Below are 15,674 nucleotides of genomic sequence, written 5' to 3' on the forward strand. Positions count from 1 at the left end.
GCCTTGTCCGGCTGGCACCTCTCCCTTCTGGCCCTCGCGGCGCTCGGCACGCTGGCCTGCATGGCCGGGACGGACCGGGCGCAGCGCGGCGCGGCGCTGGCTTCGCTGCTGGCCATGGCGCTTGCCATGGCGGGCGGCACGCCGGGGCTGATGCTGGGAGCGGCGGGATTGCTGGCGCTGGTGCCGCTGGCCGCACGCGGCGCGGCCCCTGCGCTCTGCGCGCATCGCGCCGCGTCGAACCTCGTGATGGCGCTGGTGCTGGGGGCGCTCTTTGTCCTCAACGGCAGCGCGCTTTGCGCCAGCGGTGCCATTCCGCTGCTCACGGTGCAGGGCCTCACCCGCCTGCCGACGCCGGGGCCGGACCTCTACCTGCAGGGCGCCGCGCTGGCGCTGGCGCTCTACGCGAGCTTTGGCCTGCTGCTGAGCCTGCGCGCGCTGCTGTGCCGTGACCTTGCCCGGCTGGGCGAGATCGCCCCGATGACCTTGGCCACCGCCGGTATGGGCGTGGGCCTCACCTGAAGAAGAAAAACCAACGATCCAACAGGAGACAGACATGACACGCATTGCCCCTCTCGCCCTCACCGGCGTCCTTGCGGCCCTCCCCGTCGCCGCCCTCGCCGAATACCCCGAAAAGCCGGTGGAGTTCGTCATTCCCTTCCCGCCCGGCGATCTCGAAGACATCCTGACCCGGATGATCGCCGACGAATTTCAGACCGAATACGGCGTCGCCGCCGCGGTGGTGAACAAGCCCGGTGGCGGCGGTGGCCCCTTCCCCGGCGCTGTGGAAGTCGCAGGCGCCGCGGCGGACGGCTACACCATCGGCTCTTTCGTCTCGGATGTGCCGCTCTCGGGCCCCGAGATTGGCATCCCGCAGCTTTCGCCGAACCCCTTCGAGCCGATCGGCATCTTTGTCACCTACCCGTTCGTCATCGCCACTTCGGGTGACGCGCCCTATTCGTCGCTGGACGAGCTGGCCGACTATGCCAAGGACAACGACGTCGCGCTTGGACACTTCGGGTCTATGCTGACCCCGACGCAGATCACCTTTGCCGTGGCGCAGGCCAAGGGCTTCGACTTCGCCTATGAGAGCGCCTTCGACGCGCTCGACTGCAACACGCTTGCTTCGGGCGATGTGGACGTGATGAACACCACGCTGCAGCAGGTCTTTCCCTGCCTTGAGGACATCAAGGTGCTTGCCTCCATCGGCTCCGAGCGCATCCCGCTGACCCCCGACACGCCGACCGTGGGCGAAGTGGTGCCCGAACTGAACCTTGCGCTGTGGAACGGGCTTTTCGTGAAGTCGGACGTGCCGCAGGAAGCGCGCGACAAGATCGCCGCCGTGGCCGAAAAGGTCATGGCTTCGGAGGCCGCCAAGAAGCTCGCAGCCGACACCGGGGCGCTGATCTACTGGCAGAACGCCGAGGAATCGCAAGCGCAGCTCGAAGCCGATATGGCCGCGCGGGCGAAGATCGCCGAGCTTCTCGATGAGTGACCCGATCGCCAAACCGGTGCCGGGCGTGGACATTCCTCCACGCCCGGGGCAGCGCACCGGCACGCGCTTCCAGCGCGTGCTGCGCACCATCAGCCTGCGGCAGGTCACCGGCGCGCCGCGCCGCGCCGCCGGGCCGGGAGAGGTGATCTTTGCCGCCGGGTTCTTTGGCCTGTCACTGATCCTTCTGCTGCTGCTGCCGTTCCAGACCGACTGGCTGCCGCGCACCAAAGCCTTCGTCCAGCCGCGCTTCTGGCCCGCGGTGGCGACCCTTACCATGCTGGTCTTTTCCGCCGGATATTTGCTGCGCGCGCTCGCCGCGCACCCCTCGGGCGGCGCATGGCAGGAGATCAAGGGCTGCCTGCGCCCGCTGGAATTCGCGGCGTGGTTTCTTGCCTATGTGCAGCTCGTGCCGTGGGCCGGATACCTGCTGGCAACCGCCCTGTTCACCTGCGCGCTGAGCTGGCGGCTCGGCTACCGCTCGCTGCGCTGGATAGGGCTGGCCACGCTTTTTGCGCTCGGCACCGTGCTGGTCTTCCGCAGCCTTCTGGGCGTGAACATCCCGTCGGGCGCGATCTACGAGTTGCTGCCGCCTGGCGGTTTCCGCTCCTTCCTGATGACCCGTTTCTGAGGCCCCGCCATGGACATGCTCCTTTCCGGCATCGGCATGCTGATGCATCTCGACGTGCTGCTGGCCCTGCTGATCGGCTCAGTCGGCGGCGTCATCATCGGCGCCATCCCCGGCGTCGGCCCCGCCGTGGCCATCGCCATCCTGCTGCCCGCGACCTTCGCCCTGCCGCCGCTCGTGGGACTGGTCATGCTCTTGGGCATCTACGGCTCGTCGATGTTCGGCGGTGCGCTGCCAGCGATCCTGATCAACACGCCCGGCACGGCGGTCAATGCGCTGACCACCTACGACGGCCACCCGATGACCAAACGCGGCGAGGCGCTGAAGGCGCTGGGGCTGGCCTATGGCGCCTCCTTCGGCAGCGGCATCCTGTCGATCCTCGCGCTGATCCTGCTCTCGCCGGTGCTGGCCAAGGTCGCACCGATGTTCGGCTCGAAGGAGATATTCCTCGCCGCCCTCCTTGGCCTCGTGCTGGTGGTCATCGCGCACCGCGGGCAGGCGCTGGCGGCGGGCATGCTCGCGGGCTTCGGTGTCTTTCTGGGGACCGTGGGGCTGGAGCCGCTCAAATACACCCAGCGCTTCACCTTCGATCAGCCTTGGCTGGCCTCGGGCTTTGACCTGATCGTCGTGGTGCTGGGGCTCTTCGCGCTGAGCCAAGCCTTCCTGCTGCTCTCGGGCCCCGAGGACGCGCCCGATGCCAAGCCGATCAAGGGCTCGATGGCGCGCGCCATGGGCCGCACCTTCCGCCACAAGCGACTGGTCGCGGCGGGCACAGGTTTCGGCGTGCTGATGGGGATGATCCCCGGCGTCGGCGAGTTCACCGCGCAATTCCTGAGCTACACCTACGCGCAGAAGACCTCGAAGACCCCCGACGCCTTTGGCAATGGCAGCGAAGAGGGGCTCGTCGCCTCGGAGGCGGCCAACAACGCCGTGCCCGCCGCCGCGATGATCCCGCTTCTGGCGCTCGGCATCCCCGGCGAGGCGCTCACCGCCATGATGCTGTCGGTGTTCTACGTGCACAATGTGATCCCCGGCCCGCAGCTCTTTCAGGGGCAGATCGATTTCGTCTACGCGCTTTATGCAGCGATGATCCTGCTCAACGTGATCGTGGTGCTGTTCATGATGGTCTCGTCGAACCTGCTGCTGAAGATCATCCGCATTCCGACGCGCTTTCTGGGGGTGATGATCCTGACGCTGAGCTTTGTCGGCGTCTACAGCCTGCGCAACTCGATCACCGATTGTATCATCGCGGCGGTCTTTGGCTGGATCGGGCTGATCCTCAAGCGGCAGGACCTGCCGCCGGTGCCGATCATCCTCGGGCTGGTGCTGGGCGGGATCATGGAGACGAAGTTCCGCCCGGCCATGGCGCGGGTCGAGGTCTTTGCCGATTTCTTCCAGCGCCCGGTGGCGGCCTTCCTTGGCCTCGCCATTCTTGCGCTGGTGGTGGGGCATCTGGCCTCGCTGCGCCGGCAGGCACTGGAACGCGCGGACGAAGCAGAGGCCTGACCCATTTGCGGCGCGCGGGTCTTGTCCGGCGCGCCGCATAAAGCGGAGGGATTTCCCGTCCCATGCGCCGCCTTACCCTGCGACAAGAAAACATCCGATCACGGACGGTTGAGGGATGACTCTCTCAGAACGTGTGCTAGGGTCGCCTCACTATTTAGGTTCCAAGCAATTGACGCACGGGAGAAAAGTGATGTTGAGGCCGTATATTCTGGCGATTCCCCTAGCCTTCGCTGGCCTGACAGGGGCCGCTTTGGCGCAGGAGCAAACCGAGAAGCCGAACATTCTCGTTATCTGGGGTGATGACATCGGCTGGTCGAACCTGTCGTCCTACGGGATGGGCACCATGGGCTACACCACGCCCAATATCGACCGCATCGCGATGGAGGGCATCCGCTTTACCGATCACTACGCGCAGCCAAGCTGTACCGCAGGCCGCGCCGCCTTCATCACCGGGCAATACCCGATCCGCTCGGGCATGACGACGGTGGGCCAGCCGGGCTCTGCGCTTGGCCTGCAGGCCGCCTCGCCCACGCTCGCAGAAGAGCTCAAGCAGATCGGCTACCGAACCGGCCATTTCGGCAAGAACCACCTTGGCGACCGCAACGAGCACCTGCCGACGGTGCACGGCTTCGACGAGTTCTTCGGCAACCTCTACCACCTCAACACCCAAGAAGAGGCCGAGCAGCGCGACTATCAGAACTTCGGCAAGGCCTTCTCGGGCTCGCTGGAAGAATATGAAGCGCAGTTCGGCACGCGTGGCGTGATCCACTCCTTCGCCTCCGAGACCGACGATCCCACCGAGCAGCCGCGCTTTGGCAAGATCGGCATGCAGACCATCGAAGACACCGGCCCGCTGACCCAAGAGCGGATGAAGGACTTCGACATGGCCGAGGTGATCCCGCTGGCGCAGGACTTCATGCTGGGGGCCAAGGATGCGGGCGAGCCCTTCTTCGTCTGGCTCAACACCAGCCGTATGCACCTCTACACCCGTCTCAACGACGAATGGCGCTATGCGGCCGAGCAATATACCTCCGAGGCCGATTTCTACGGCTCGGGCATGCTGCAGCATGACCATGACATCGGGGTGCTGCTCGACTGGCTCGAAGAGCAGGGCCTCGCTGACAACACCATCGTCTGGTACTCGACCGACAACGGCCCCGAGCACAATTCGTGGCCGCATGGCGGCACCTCGCCGTTCCGCGGCGAGAAGATGACCACCTACGAAGGCGGCGTGCGCGTGCCGTCGATGATCCGCTGGCCAGGCCACCTGCCCGAGGGCAAGATCCTCAACGGCATCCAAGGCCATCAGGACATGTTCACCTCGCTGGCCGCCGCTGCCGGGATCGAAGATGTGGCTGCCGAGGTCATGGAAGAAAAGCAGCAGTATATCGACGGTGTGAACAACCTGCCCTACTGGGAAGGCGAGCAGGACCAGTCGGCGCGGAACAGCATTTTCTACTACTATGAAAGCAAGCTGACCGCCGCACGGATGGGCCCGTGGAAGTTCCACTTCTCCACCAAGGAAGACTATTACGACAGCCTCGAAGCGCGCACCGCGCCGCTGGTCTTCAACATCCGGATGGACCCGTTCGAAAGCTACAGCAGCACCGATGCCTATGGTCACCTGATGCAGAAGGTCTCGTGGCTGATGCAGCCGATGAGCGTGCTGATGGGCCAGCACCTGCAGACGCTGGCGGAATACCCGCCGGTGCAGGGCGGCGCCTCCTTCGACATGTCGAATGTGGTCGCGGACTTCCTCGACAACGCGATGCAATAATCAGACACGGCAGGGCGCGGAGACGCGCCCTGCTCTCCAGTGCGCCCGAACCTGAACCTCCGCGCCGCGGGTCAGCAAAGATCAGTGCCGGAAGGGTCGCTGCAGTCAGGCGCTAAGCCGAAAATCTGAAAGGTTGCGGCACGACATCGGCCATATCGTGCCGCTCTTATCCCAACTCACCCTCCCCACTCAGAAACGACCGCAAGCACGAGGCACTGCCCCCAAGCCCTTGTGTTGCCCTGCTTCCGCATGCCATCAGCCCAGCGATCGGCACGCCCATGGAAAAGGCGCAGCCCCTTCCTGTCGCTGGGTCGGACAGATTGTCCACGTCTGGGATCTTGATGCCGCCGGGGGATTGGTATACTGGCGCATACAATAAGCCCGCCGCCGCTCGCCGAACCAGATCAGACCCTTCGGCGCTGCAGCTTTGCCAAACACCAGTCGCAGGAACCGTCATGAGCTTGTACACCGATTACTTGCAGGAAATCGAAACGCGCAAGGGCGAGGGGCTGCACCCCAAGCCGATCGACGACGGCGCACTGGTCGCAGAGCTGATCGCGCAGATCGAGGACGAGGGCAACGAGCACCGCAAGGACTCGCTCGAGTTCTTCGTTTACAACACCCTGCCCGGCACCACGAGCGCCGCAGGCGTGAAGGCCGCCTTCCTCAAGAAGATCATCCTCGGCGAGGCCGTGGTTGCGGAAATCACCCCCGAGTTCGCTTTCGAGCTGCTGTCGCACATGAAGGGCGGCCCCTCGGTGGAAGTGCTGCTCGACCTCGCGCTCGGAGACGACGCCGCGATTGCTGCACAGGCCGCCGACGTGCTGAAAACGCAGGTCTTCCTCTATGAGGCCGACATGGAGCGCCTCGGCAGCGCCTACAAGGCTGGCAACGCCGTGGCCAAGGACGTGCTGGAAAGCTATGCGAAGGCCGAGTTCTTCACCAAGCTGCCCGACGTCGACGAAGAGGTGAAGATCGTCACCTATATCGCCGCCGAAGGCGACATCTCGACCGACCTTCTGTCGCCCGGCAATCAGGCGCACTCGCGTTCCGACCGCGAGTTGCACGGCAAGTGCATGATCTCGCCCGAAGCGCAGAAAGAAATTCAGGACCTGCAGGCACAGCACCCCGACAAGCGCGTGATGCTGATCGCCGAGAAGGGCACCATGGGCGTGGGCTCGTCGCGGATGTCCGGCGTCAACAACGTGGCGCTCTGGACCGGCAAGAAGGCCAGCCCCTACGTTCCTTTCGTGAACATCGCTCCGGTCGTCGCGGGCACCAACGGCATCTCGCCGATCTTCCTGACCACCGTCGGCGTGACCGGCGGCATCGGTCTCGACCTGAAGAACTGGGTCAAGAAGGTCGACGCTGACGGCAAGCCGATCCTCAACAACGACGGCAACCCGGTGCTCGAGCAGAAATACTCGGTCGCCACCGGCACCGTGCTGAAGATCGACACCCAGAACAAGAAGCTGCTCGACGAAACCGGCAAGGAACTGGCCGACGTCGCCTCTGCCTTCACCCCGCAGAAGGTCGAGTTCATGAAGGCCGGCAGCTCCTACGCCGTTGTCTTCGGCAAGAAGCTGCAGACCTTCGCCGCAGAGACGCTCGGCGTCGAGCCGACCCCGGTCTACGCGCCCTCGAAAGAGGTCTCGATCGAAGGTCAGGGCCTCACCGCCGTCGAGAAAATCTTCAACCGCAACGCACTCGGCGTGACCTCGGGCAAGACCCTGCACGCCGGTTCGGACGTGCGCGTGAAGGTCAACATCGTGGGCTCGCAGGACACCACCGGCCTGATGACCTCGCAGGAACTGGAAGCGATGGCCGCCACGGTCATCTCGCCCACCGTCGATGGCGCCTATCAGTCCGGCTGTCACACCGCCTCGGTCTGGGACAAGAAGGCACAGGCCAACATCCCGCGCCTGATGAAGTTCATGAACGACTTCGGCCTGATCACCGCGCGTGACCCGAAGGACCATTATCACGCGATGACCGACGTGATCCACAAGGTGCTGAACGACATCACCGTGGACGATTGGGACGTGATCATCGGCGGCGACAGCCACACCCGCATGTCCAAAGGCGTGGCCTTCGGTGCGGACAGCGGCACCGTGGCGCTGGCGCTGGCGACCGGCGAGGCGACCATGCCGATCCCCGAGTCCGTGAAGGTGACCTTCAAGGGCAAGATGGCCGATCACATGGACTTCCGCGACGTGGTGCACGCCACCCAAGCGCAGATGCTCCAGCAGCACGGCGACAACGTCTTCCAGGGCCGCGTCATCGAAGTGCACATCGGCACCCTGCTGGCGGACCAAGCCTTCACCTTCACCGACTGGACCGCAGAGATGAAGGCCAAGGCCTCGATCTGTATCTCCAACGATGAGACGCTGATCGGCTCGCTGGAACTGGCCAAGCACCGCATTCAGGTGATGATCGACAAGGGCATGGACAACGCGGCGGGCACGCTCGCAGGTCTGATTGCCAAGGCCGACAAGCGCATCGCCGAGATCCGTTCGGGCGAGAAGCCCGCGCTGACCCCGGATGCCAACGCCAAGTATTTCGCCGAAGTGGTCGTCGATCTCGACCTGATCGACGAGCCGATGATCGCCGACCCGGACGTCAACAACGCCGATCCGTCGCGCCGCTATACCCACGACACCATCCGCCCGATCTCGTATTACGGGGCCGAGAAGAAGGTGGACCTGGGCTTTGTCGGCTCGTGCATGGTGCACAAGGGCGACATGAAGATCGTCGCGCAGATGCTGAAGAACCTCGAGAAATCGCAGGGCAAGGTCGAGTTCAAGGCACCGCTCGTGGTGGCCGCGCCGACCTACAACATCATCGACGAGCTGAAGGAAGAGGGCGACTGGGAAATCCTGCAGAAGTACTCGGGCTTCGAGTTCGACGATCTGTTCCCGAAGACCCAGAACCGCACCGAGTATGAGAACATCCTCTACCTCGAGCGTCCGGGCTGTAACCTCTGCATGGGCAACCAGGAAAAGGCCGCCAAGGGCGACACGGTTCTCGCCACCTCGACCCGCCTGTTCCAAGGCCGCGTGGTGGAAGACTCCGCCGAGAAGAAGGGCGAAAGCCTTCTCGCCTCGACGCCGGTTGTGGTGCTCTCGGCCATTCTTGGCCGCACGCCCAACGCGGATGAGTACAAGTCGGCTGTCGAAGGCATCGACCTGACCAAATTCGCGCCGCCGCAAGAGGTGCCGGGCACCGCGCGCTCGGTCCACTTCTGATCGCCAAAAGCGGTCTTCTGCGGGCGTCCCTGAGCCGCCCGCAGGCCAAACAAACAGACGGCACCCGCTTCGGGGCGCGCTTCGGGTTCAGGGATTTCCCCCGCCGGGCGCGCCGCCAAAGCGGGTGCCGTTTTGCGTTAGGTCCGGATACGCGGTCTCGTGATGCATCGGCGGCGCCCCCGTAGCGCGCCAAAGCGGCCTGAATTTCACCCCCGCAATTCCCCCACACTTCCCCCGCAGTTATCCCCGTGGACGTAGCGTAAACCTCTGGACGACTCGGTTGAGCGAAAGCCTCTGCGACCGCATCTTTGGGCTGTCGAAACCAACAGATGAGGCGATCAGCATGGCCCGGATCCTTCTGCTCCTGCCAGACCACGACCAGCGCCGCGCGCTGGATCGCATTCTTTCCGAGGGCGGCCACGCCGCCTTCCAGACCGCCACCGCCGATGACGCCCGCCCACTGATCGAAAGCGGCCAGTACGATCTGGTGATGATGGATCCCGACCTGCCCGATCAGGACGGTTTCTCGTTCCTGCGCGATCTGCGCGCGCGCAACGACCGCCAGCCGATCGTCGTGCTGAACCGCTACGCCAAGGTCGCAACAACACTGCTCGCCAAGGGCCTCGGCGCCAGCGGCATTCTGACCATGCCCTTCACGCGCGGCGAGTTCTTCACGACCATCGACGACGCCATCGCGGCCTGAAACCCGCCGCCACAAGATGACAGGAAGGCCCAGAGCGTTGCTCTGGGCCTTTTGCTATCGGCGGACAAAGCAAGTGCCCAGGACATGGCACAAACCAGATTCATACCATTGTGATAAGCGCTTACGCGCCGACTCTCACGTCACATGTTGCCGAAATGTTCCCCTCGAGGTAGACTAAGGGAAAACAACGCACCGAGGCGGCAGCGAATGAGAAAAGAATACGAAACGATCCTTGGCGCCGTGACCTTTCTGGCGCTGGTCTGCGTAGGTTATGCCTATTACGCGCTCGAAGCCTCAGTCGCCACGACACGGGCTCTGCCGCTCATCGGCTTTGGCTATCTCACGGTGCTGGTGCTGGTGTTCAAGGCGCTTGGCCTCGCGCTCAGCCCCGCCAAGCGCCGCGAGTTGACCCGCCATGTGGAAGCGCATTCCGCCGCCCTGTCGCGGAACCTGCGGCTGGCGGTCAAAAAGAACGACTACAACCGGGTGATCGCCGACGAACGGCACGAGATCGCGCTGGAGTTTCTCGACAGCATCGACCTGTCTTTCGACTACCACCGGATCGAGCCCGCGGTGGTCGACTACGTGCTGGCCGAGGTCGAACGGATCGAAAGCGAGGCCAAGGACGGCGGCTTTGACGCCGAGGATTACCCGAGCGATCCCGCCGAGTTCGAACATTGGTGCGCGGCGCAATTGCGGCATTTCGGCTGGGACGCCGATGTCACCAAACGCGGCTATGATCAGGGCATCGACATCGTCGCGCGCAAAGGCGCGCTGGTCATCGGCCTGCAGGTCAAACGCTACAATTCTCCGGTCGGCAACAAGGCCATCCAAGAGGCGTTCACCGGCAAGAACTACTATGGGCTCGCCGGCGCGGCGGTGCTTGCCACGGCGGGGTTCACGCCAAGCGCGCGCCGCCTTGCCGCCACGACCGGCGTTCTGCTGCTGAGCCCGCACGACCTGCCGACGATCGACCGCGAGTTTGGCGTGGAAGGGTTCACCGAAGCTTGGGCAATGTAACCGCCCCGCCCGCCGAAACAGAGCCGCGCGGCCCTTGATCGGCCCGAGGTGCAAGGCAGGTCTTCGCCCACTGACCCCGTATTTATTGGCCGCAGTCCGCCGATCCGGTACACTGCAGATCAACCAAGAGGCGCCATAGCCCGCCCTGAACGACCAGAGGTTCAAAGCAGTGAAAAAAGTCAAAGGCCTAGCCCTCGGGATCCTTCTCGCCGTCGCTGGCATTCTTGCCATCGGCTACGTCCTGCTTCCGAATCAAGATGGCCAGCGCGTCGCACTCGCCGAAGAAAGCGCCACCCCGGCGCCGGTCGCCACGGTGCCGATGTCCTCCTCCGAAAAACTGCCGGAAAAGCGCAGTTACACACCCTCCGGCAAACCCGCGCTGCGCGAGCTTGTACAGCAAAGCACCGGCACTGTCTGCGAGACGCCCAATGGCATTTGCACCGTAGCGCCGCAGCCGATCAATTCGCCCTGCAAATGCGGGCGCTACATCGGGCAGGTGGTCCGCTGATCAAGCATCGCTAAGGCGCCGACGCCGCCGCGACGGGCTCTGGCCCGAACTTCCCCTCGGAATTGCACACGCGCACGACAGCGGTGTCGCGGCCCTCGCTGGTCCAGACCCAGATGCGCTCTTCCCCGGCGACCGGAGGCTCGGGCAGGCGGAAGGTCGCGAGAATGCCGCGCATGTCCGGCATCACCTCGATCCGCTGCGCCTTGGCCCCCCCAAGGGTGACCACCGTCGAGCGCCAGAGACGCTCGCCGGGCACGACCATCTCGACGTGATAATAGACCTCATCCTTATCGGCGTCGGTCGCGGCCTCCTCGACAATTTTCGACCAGCGCACGCATTCCTCGCGATGGGAGCCGTTGATCTGCTCGGGCCGCACCGCCTGATCCAGCGCCGAGGCATTGATTTGCGGGCCGAGGATCTTGCTTCGGCCAATCACAATGCTGTCGAGCGCGGTGAAATCGGGGGGAACCTTCAGCGTGATCGTTCCCGTCTCATAGCCTTTCATCAAAAAGCGGATGCGCTCTTCGAACCCCATGTCGTTGAACCGCCGCGCCGGGGGCGCAGGTCCATCCCCGGCTGCATCGCCATAGCCCGCGTCTCCGGCCACACGCTCCGCCTCCGCAACGTCCTGCAGCGCCTTTTCAAGCTCAGGCAGAAGCGCCGAGCGGTCCGCGGGCACCTTGTCGAGATCTAGAAACCCTTTCCACAGCGTCAGGCTGATCTCGTCCATATAGGCGGGCATGGAAATCAGCACGAGCTGCGAGACCATCATCGGCTCCTTCGCGCCCTCCTTGACCACCGTCCAGCCAAAATCGAAATGCTTGCTCCGTTCGAGCTCTGGCTGCGACGAGCGACTTTGCCCGGAGGCGAAATTGATCACCCTCGGCACGGCCTCGATTGTGCGCTCACGGCTGCTGCGCTCATAGCCCGCGCGACCCGAGGCGCCGCTGGCCTCCCCTTCGAGCCCCAGCGACTGATGCTCTCCGACCTCGCGCACCACGCCGGTCACGTCGCCGCGTGGAAAGGCGGCGTAGGTGTAGCTTTCGACCTCGGCCATGCGCCGGAAGAACTCGAAGGCGCCAAGCCGCAGCCGCAGAGAGCGGCCCGCAACGCAATCAGTCACCTCAACACCCGCCCCATCGTCTCCGACCAGCGCCTTGTATTGCGCCAGCAGCGTCTCACGGTCGGGGCCGGTCACCCGACGACCGGGTCCGGAACCGCCGATCTGCAAGCGGCACACCACCCGTTCCGAGATCGCCGCAGCCTCGCGCCCAATCGTCGCCAGCGCCTCGGGGCTAAGGCTGTTCTTCATTTCCTCAATCTGCGCCTCATCCGCCTCTGGGCCCGCGTCCAGCCAGACATGAAAATTCGGGCAGAACTCGCGTTCACAAACCAGCGGCAGCAGCCCGCCCTCGCGCAGGAAACTGGGATCGGCCGAAGGACCGAAATTCTGCACACCTTCTTGATAGGTGACAAAGAGCGTGACGCTGCTGCCGCCGAAGGACATGTCGATGTCGAAGGGGCACAAGCCCGGCTTATAGGAATCCCGGAAGGTGGTCTTGGCATCAAGAAATACCCCCCAGACGCCGGGCACGCGCCCCTGCGCCGAGGGGATGCTGGACTGTTGTTCAGAAAGGAATTGCTCCAGCGTCACCTTGTCATCGCCGAACACGCCGCAGATGTCCTCGGCGTTGCGGATCACCTGCGCACGCAGCTTCTCGGCGGTCTTGCGTCCGAAATGCGGGGCGCGGGTGATAAAGCTCAGCGCATCGTCGACGCTTTCGACCTGCGCCAAAACCGTCTCGATACGCGCCCGCGCAGGCGTGCTGAGCCGCAGGCCACCGCCCGCATCCGCCTCGCAGATGGGGGCTCGCAAAAGCGCCCGAACAGCCGCGCTCTCGGCATCGGGGCAGCTATCACCCACATCACCCCTATATTCGGCCAGCCGCCGTTCGAGGCTCAACAGCCAACCCGCGAAATACTCGTCTATCTGCTCGAGAATATCGAGCTCGTCGCTGCTGAACTTCCACGGCGGGCTTTGCCTATCCCCGCCCGAGACTTCCTCGTAACGCATGAAGTGCCGGACGAAATCCTCGGGGCCGCGCGGCCCGACAGCGGTGCCGTCCGGCCCGCTCCGGTGCAGATCAAACAGCCGGTCGAGCGGGTTCTGATGCATCCGCACAGCGACCGTGGGATTGAGGTAGGTCTCCGAGCCCGGCAGGATCGAGGTGTCGAATTTCAGCCCGAACACGGTGTTCCCGCTGAGATCGTGCCGGTCATCGAGCGCGTTCTCAAGAATCAACTGACGGATCTTGTCGCGCGCCTCTGACTGAAGTTGGAACCGCGCGTCGAAAGGTACCTTCAGCAGTTCCTGCAACGCTGTGTCCGAAATGCTCGTGGCAGACTCGGACGCCGCCTCATCTTCCGGCTTTACGGCCTCGCGTCCGGCGACGATGCTCAGTACCGCCCGCCGCATCTCGGCCTGCGCCTCTTCGATCCAACCGGCATCGGGGTCGTCGATCTCTTCGAGCCGCTCGCGCAGCCACGCATCCTGCAGGTAGCGATCGTTCACCAGACGCTGACGGGTATAAACCTCAGGGCTCTCGACGTAGATCAGGCCCGACACGCCCGGACGATCGGGATCCCCGCGCAGCGAGCGGGCCACATCCGAGCGCGCATTTTGGTAGCGCTGGGTCAGCAGCGGCGCAGCATAGGATCCAAGCACGAAGAGCAGAGACAAAACGCCCAAGATCGCCGCCGCCATCAGCACCGCGCGCAGCAGTTTCGCCCCCTGAAAGACGCTGGCATTCCATGCACAGAGCCGCGTCCAAAGCCCTCCAGGAACCGGCTTCTCCTCACCTTCAGCCATGTGTCGATCTCCGGCGCAAAGCCGCGCTCCCTTCCCTCTTCAAGCCGCCGCTTCGGCCTCCAGCTCGGCCACGAAGTCCCGCTTGCCCGGCGCCGCCGCGACGGTGGTAGCACTCGCCTCCGCCTCGACGGCGACCACGGTCCGTTTGTCGAGGTTCTCTCGCAGCATCTCCTGCGTCCGGTCCTGCTGCTTGCGCCCCACAGCCAGCAGCGCCTGATTGAATTCCTCGATCTGCTCGTCCTTGTTCTTCGAGCCGCGCGAACTGCCGAACTCGAAGGCAAACGCATCACTAAACATCTTCAGCAAAGCACCCGCGATGGTCGTCAGCAGCGCGATCAGCGAGGCGCGGGCGGTGTCGTTCTCCATCCCAACCATACCGAGCGCCACCACGGCGAGGATGCAGGCCAGCAGACCGGTCACCACCATCTTCAGCATCATGTCCGCGCGCTGCTGCCCGCGCGCGTTCTGGCTTTCGCGGGCGGCGCGGCGATCCTCAAGCTCCAGCCGGTAGACGTCGCGCTCAATCTCCATCATCGCGAGGGTGAAACGCCGCTCGGCCTCAGGATCGTCCCCCAGTTTGGCAACAATTTCGTCGACGCTGGCGTCGAGCGGCAGCCCGACGACCCCGGCGGCGGTGCTCACCACACGCTCGGCAAGGTCCCCCGCACGCGAGCCGGAGAGCTTGCCAAGCAGAACTGGCAGAAAGCGACCGGCGATGATCCGGGCGGCGGAGAGGGCGGTTGCGCTTGCGACCATGGCTCAGGCCTCCACAATGGCGTCATAGTTGGGCACTTCGAGTTCGAGACGATCCAGCAGCTCTTTGCTCACCTTGCCGTCGACCGGCATGCCCTCGCGCTCCTGAAAGGTGCGGATCGCGGCGCGGGTGTTGTCGCCAATCCAGCCATCGACAACGAGCCCGGTGTCGATCGCCACGTTGAGCGCCGCCTGCAACTGCATCGTGTCGCCGCGCTCGAGATTGACCTGCCCGCCGGTGCGTTCCTCGTCGATCATCGCCCGCGCCTTGGTGAATTCTGCGGCCAGCTTGATGTGGTATTTGTTGGCTCGGTAGGCGGGGCCATTATAGGCGCGCGCGAACTCGTCCCATCTCTCGCTGCGCAACTTGTCGGCAAGATTGTTGTGCTCGACAAAGCGAACGAAGGCCGTCAGTTGCTGCGGCTCTCCCAGAGCCATGGCGTTGACAAAGGCGCCCACGGTTTCATAGCCGACCAGATCATGGTTGAACCCCATGATCTGAAACAGCCCCCAGGACGCTGACTTTAGCGCCGGATCGCTGTCGCCGCGGTTGATGCGGATCGCCTTGAGCAGCCTGTCATATTCCCCGCGCCCGCCCTTGTAGTGCACCCGCGTCCATTTCGGATAGGAGATATCGGGATTCGCCCTGTCGTATTTTCCTTTGGTCAGCCGACTGAAATGATGCCCTTCGAAGAGGATACAGGGGCGGTCGGTTCCAGAAATAAATCCGCGTTGTCGCGCCTCGACCGCCTTGACGGCCTTTATGACCGAGACGGGGACCCCCAGTTGATTGGCGGCGGCAATCTCATCCGACCGCGACAAATGCTTTATCGGAAACATGAGTACCTCCAGCGGAGGGTGAAATGGGCCTTCATTCAATCCATCAACTTTGGCCCACAACGCACCATCGGTCAACTTTTCGCTATATTTTCCAGCCTCTCAGACCCCAAGCCAACCCTGATCGGAGGGCATCCGGCGCCGCATGGCCCGGCGTGGGACCGCAGAGCGATACTTCAGCTTTCTGTCGTTTTCAGAGCGTTACAATCCAAAGCTCACTTTATAATTGAAGATGCAGTATCCGAATAGAAAACCGCGTCTCGGATATTGTGTCTTTTTCGAGGCAATAGGCCCAGCGTAAATTAACCATATCGCAAGCCCTAATCGGCCTATCGGGAG

Annotated in this window: 12 protein-coding genes; 9 read left to right on the forward strand and 3 right to left on the reverse strand. The window is 63.9% G+C overall.

Going from position 1 to position 15,674, the window contains the following annotated elements; genetic code table 11:
- Window positions 1-3: 3 nt before the first annotated feature.
- The 9 genes from AYJ57_RS20295 to AYJ57_RS20335 all read left to right on the forward strand — a co-directional run bounded on the left by AYJ57_RS20295 (window position 4) and on the right by AYJ57_RS20335 (window position 10,876).
- On the forward strand, window positions 4-519 hold the full coding sequence (locus AYJ57_RS20295) for a hypothetical protein (protein WP_066110273.1): 516 nt from the start codon (window positions 4-6) through the stop codon (window positions 517-519).
- 34 nt (window positions 520-553) lie between these two features.
- Complete coding sequence (locus AYJ57_RS20300; protein WP_157374297.1) at window positions 554-1,492, forward strand: tripartite tricarboxylate transporter substrate-binding protein; 939 nt, start codon at window positions 554-556, stop codon at window positions 1,490-1,492.
- Window positions 1,485-2,120: a tripartite tricarboxylate transporter TctB family protein gene (locus AYJ57_RS20305; protein WP_083191386.1), complete on the forward strand. Its 636-nt coding sequence runs from the start codon at window positions 1,485-1,487 to the stop codon at window positions 2,118-2,120. Before AYJ57_RS20300 ends, AYJ57_RS20305 begins: the two co-directional genes overlap by 8 nt.
- A 9-nt stretch (window positions 2,121-2,129) precedes the next feature.
- Complete coding sequence (locus AYJ57_RS20310) at window positions 2,130-3,623, forward strand: tripartite tricarboxylate transporter permease (RefSeq protein WP_066110279.1); 1,494 nt, start codon at window positions 2,130-2,132, stop codon at window positions 3,621-3,623.
- A gap of 250 nt (window positions 3,624-3,873) precedes the next feature.
- Entirely contained in the window at window positions 3,874-5,400 is a 1,527-nt protein-coding gene (locus AYJ57_RS20315) for an arylsulfatase (RefSeq protein WP_237220238.1), read from the forward strand.
- A 455-nt stretch (window positions 5,401-5,855) separates the two neighbouring features.
- Complete coding sequence (locus AYJ57_RS20320; protein ID WP_066110281.1) at window positions 5,856-8,645, forward strand: bifunctional aconitate hydratase 2/2-methylisocitrate dehydratase; 2,790 nt, start codon at window positions 5,856-5,858, stop codon at window positions 8,643-8,645.
- Between the two features lie 343 nt (window positions 8,646-8,988).
- Window positions 8,989-9,348, forward strand: a complete 360-nt coding sequence (locus AYJ57_RS20325) for a response regulator (RefSeq protein WP_157374299.1) — start codon at window positions 8,989-8,991, stop codon at window positions 9,346-9,348.
- Between the two features lie 207 nt (window positions 9,349-9,555).
- Window positions 9,556-10,368 (forward strand): restriction endonuclease, encoded by an 813-nt coding sequence (locus AYJ57_RS20330; RefSeq protein WP_066110284.1) that lies wholly within the window; start codon window positions 9,556-9,558, stop codon window positions 10,366-10,368.
- 169 nt (window positions 10,369-10,537) lie between these two features.
- Complete coding sequence (locus tag AYJ57_RS20335; RefSeq protein ID WP_066110287.1) at window positions 10,538-10,876, forward strand: hypothetical protein; 339 nt, start codon at window positions 10,538-10,540, stop codon at window positions 10,874-10,876.
- A gap of 10 nt (window positions 10,877-10,886) precedes the next feature.
- Here the strand turns inward: AYJ57_RS20335 and AYJ57_RS20340 are convergent, their stop codons facing one another.
- The 3 genes from AYJ57_RS20340 to AYJ57_RS20350 are packed head-to-tail and all read right to left on the reverse strand — an operon-like array spanning window position 10,887 to window position 15,413.
- Window positions 10,887-13,745 (reverse strand): hypothetical protein, encoded by a 2,859-nt coding sequence (locus AYJ57_RS20340; RefSeq protein WP_066110289.1) that lies wholly within the window; start codon window positions 13,743-13,745, stop codon window positions 10,887-10,889.
- Window positions 13,746-13,784: 39 nt separating this feature from the next.
- On the reverse strand, window positions 13,785-14,501 hold the full coding sequence (locus tag AYJ57_RS20345; RefSeq protein ID WP_066110291.1) for a hypothetical protein: 717 nt from the start codon (window positions 14,499-14,501) through the stop codon (window positions 13,785-13,787).
- 3 nt (window positions 14,502-14,504) lie between these two features.
- Window positions 14,505-15,413, reverse strand: a complete 909-nt coding sequence (locus AYJ57_RS20350; protein ID WP_157374300.1) for an N-acetylmuramidase domain-containing protein — start codon at window positions 15,411-15,413, stop codon at window positions 14,505-14,507.
- Between the last annotated feature and the right edge of the window lie 261 nt (window positions 15,414-15,674).

The organism is Salipiger sp. CCB-MM3, assembly GCF_001687105.1.
GTDB lineage: Bacteria > Pseudomonadota > Alphaproteobacteria > Rhodobacterales > Rhodobacteraceae > Salipiger.

Coding starts and splice junctions, on each gene's coding strand:
- AYJ57_RS20325 (WP_157374299.1), top strand. CDS start 8,989: ATGGCCCGGATCCTTCTGCTCCTGCCAGACCACGACCAGCGCCGCGCG.
- AYJ57_RS20305 (WP_083191386.1), top strand. CDS start 1,485: ATGAGTGACCCGATCGCCAAACCGGTGCCGGGCGTGGACATTCCTCCA.
- AYJ57_RS20310 (WP_066110279.1), top strand. CDS start 2,130: ATGGACATGCTCCTTTCCGGCATCGGCATGCTGATGCATCTCGACGTG.
- AYJ57_RS20340 (WP_066110289.1), bottom strand. CDS start 13,745: ATGGCTGAAGGTGAGGAGAAGCCGGTTCCTGGAGGGCTTTGGACGCGG.
- AYJ57_RS20300 (WP_157374297.1), top strand. CDS start 554: ATGACACGCATTGCCCCTCTCGCCCTCACCGGCGTCCTTGCGGCCCTC.
- AYJ57_RS20345 (WP_066110291.1), bottom strand. CDS start 14,501: ATGGTCGCAAGCGCAACCGCCCTCTCCGCCGCCCGGATCATCGCCGGT.
- AYJ57_RS20320 (WP_066110281.1), top strand. CDS start 5,856: ATGAGCTTGTACACCGATTACTTGCAGGAAATCGAAACGCGCAAGGGC.
- AYJ57_RS20330 (WP_066110284.1), top strand. CDS start 9,556: ATGAGAAAAGAATACGAAACGATCCTTGGCGCCGTGACCTTTCTGGCG.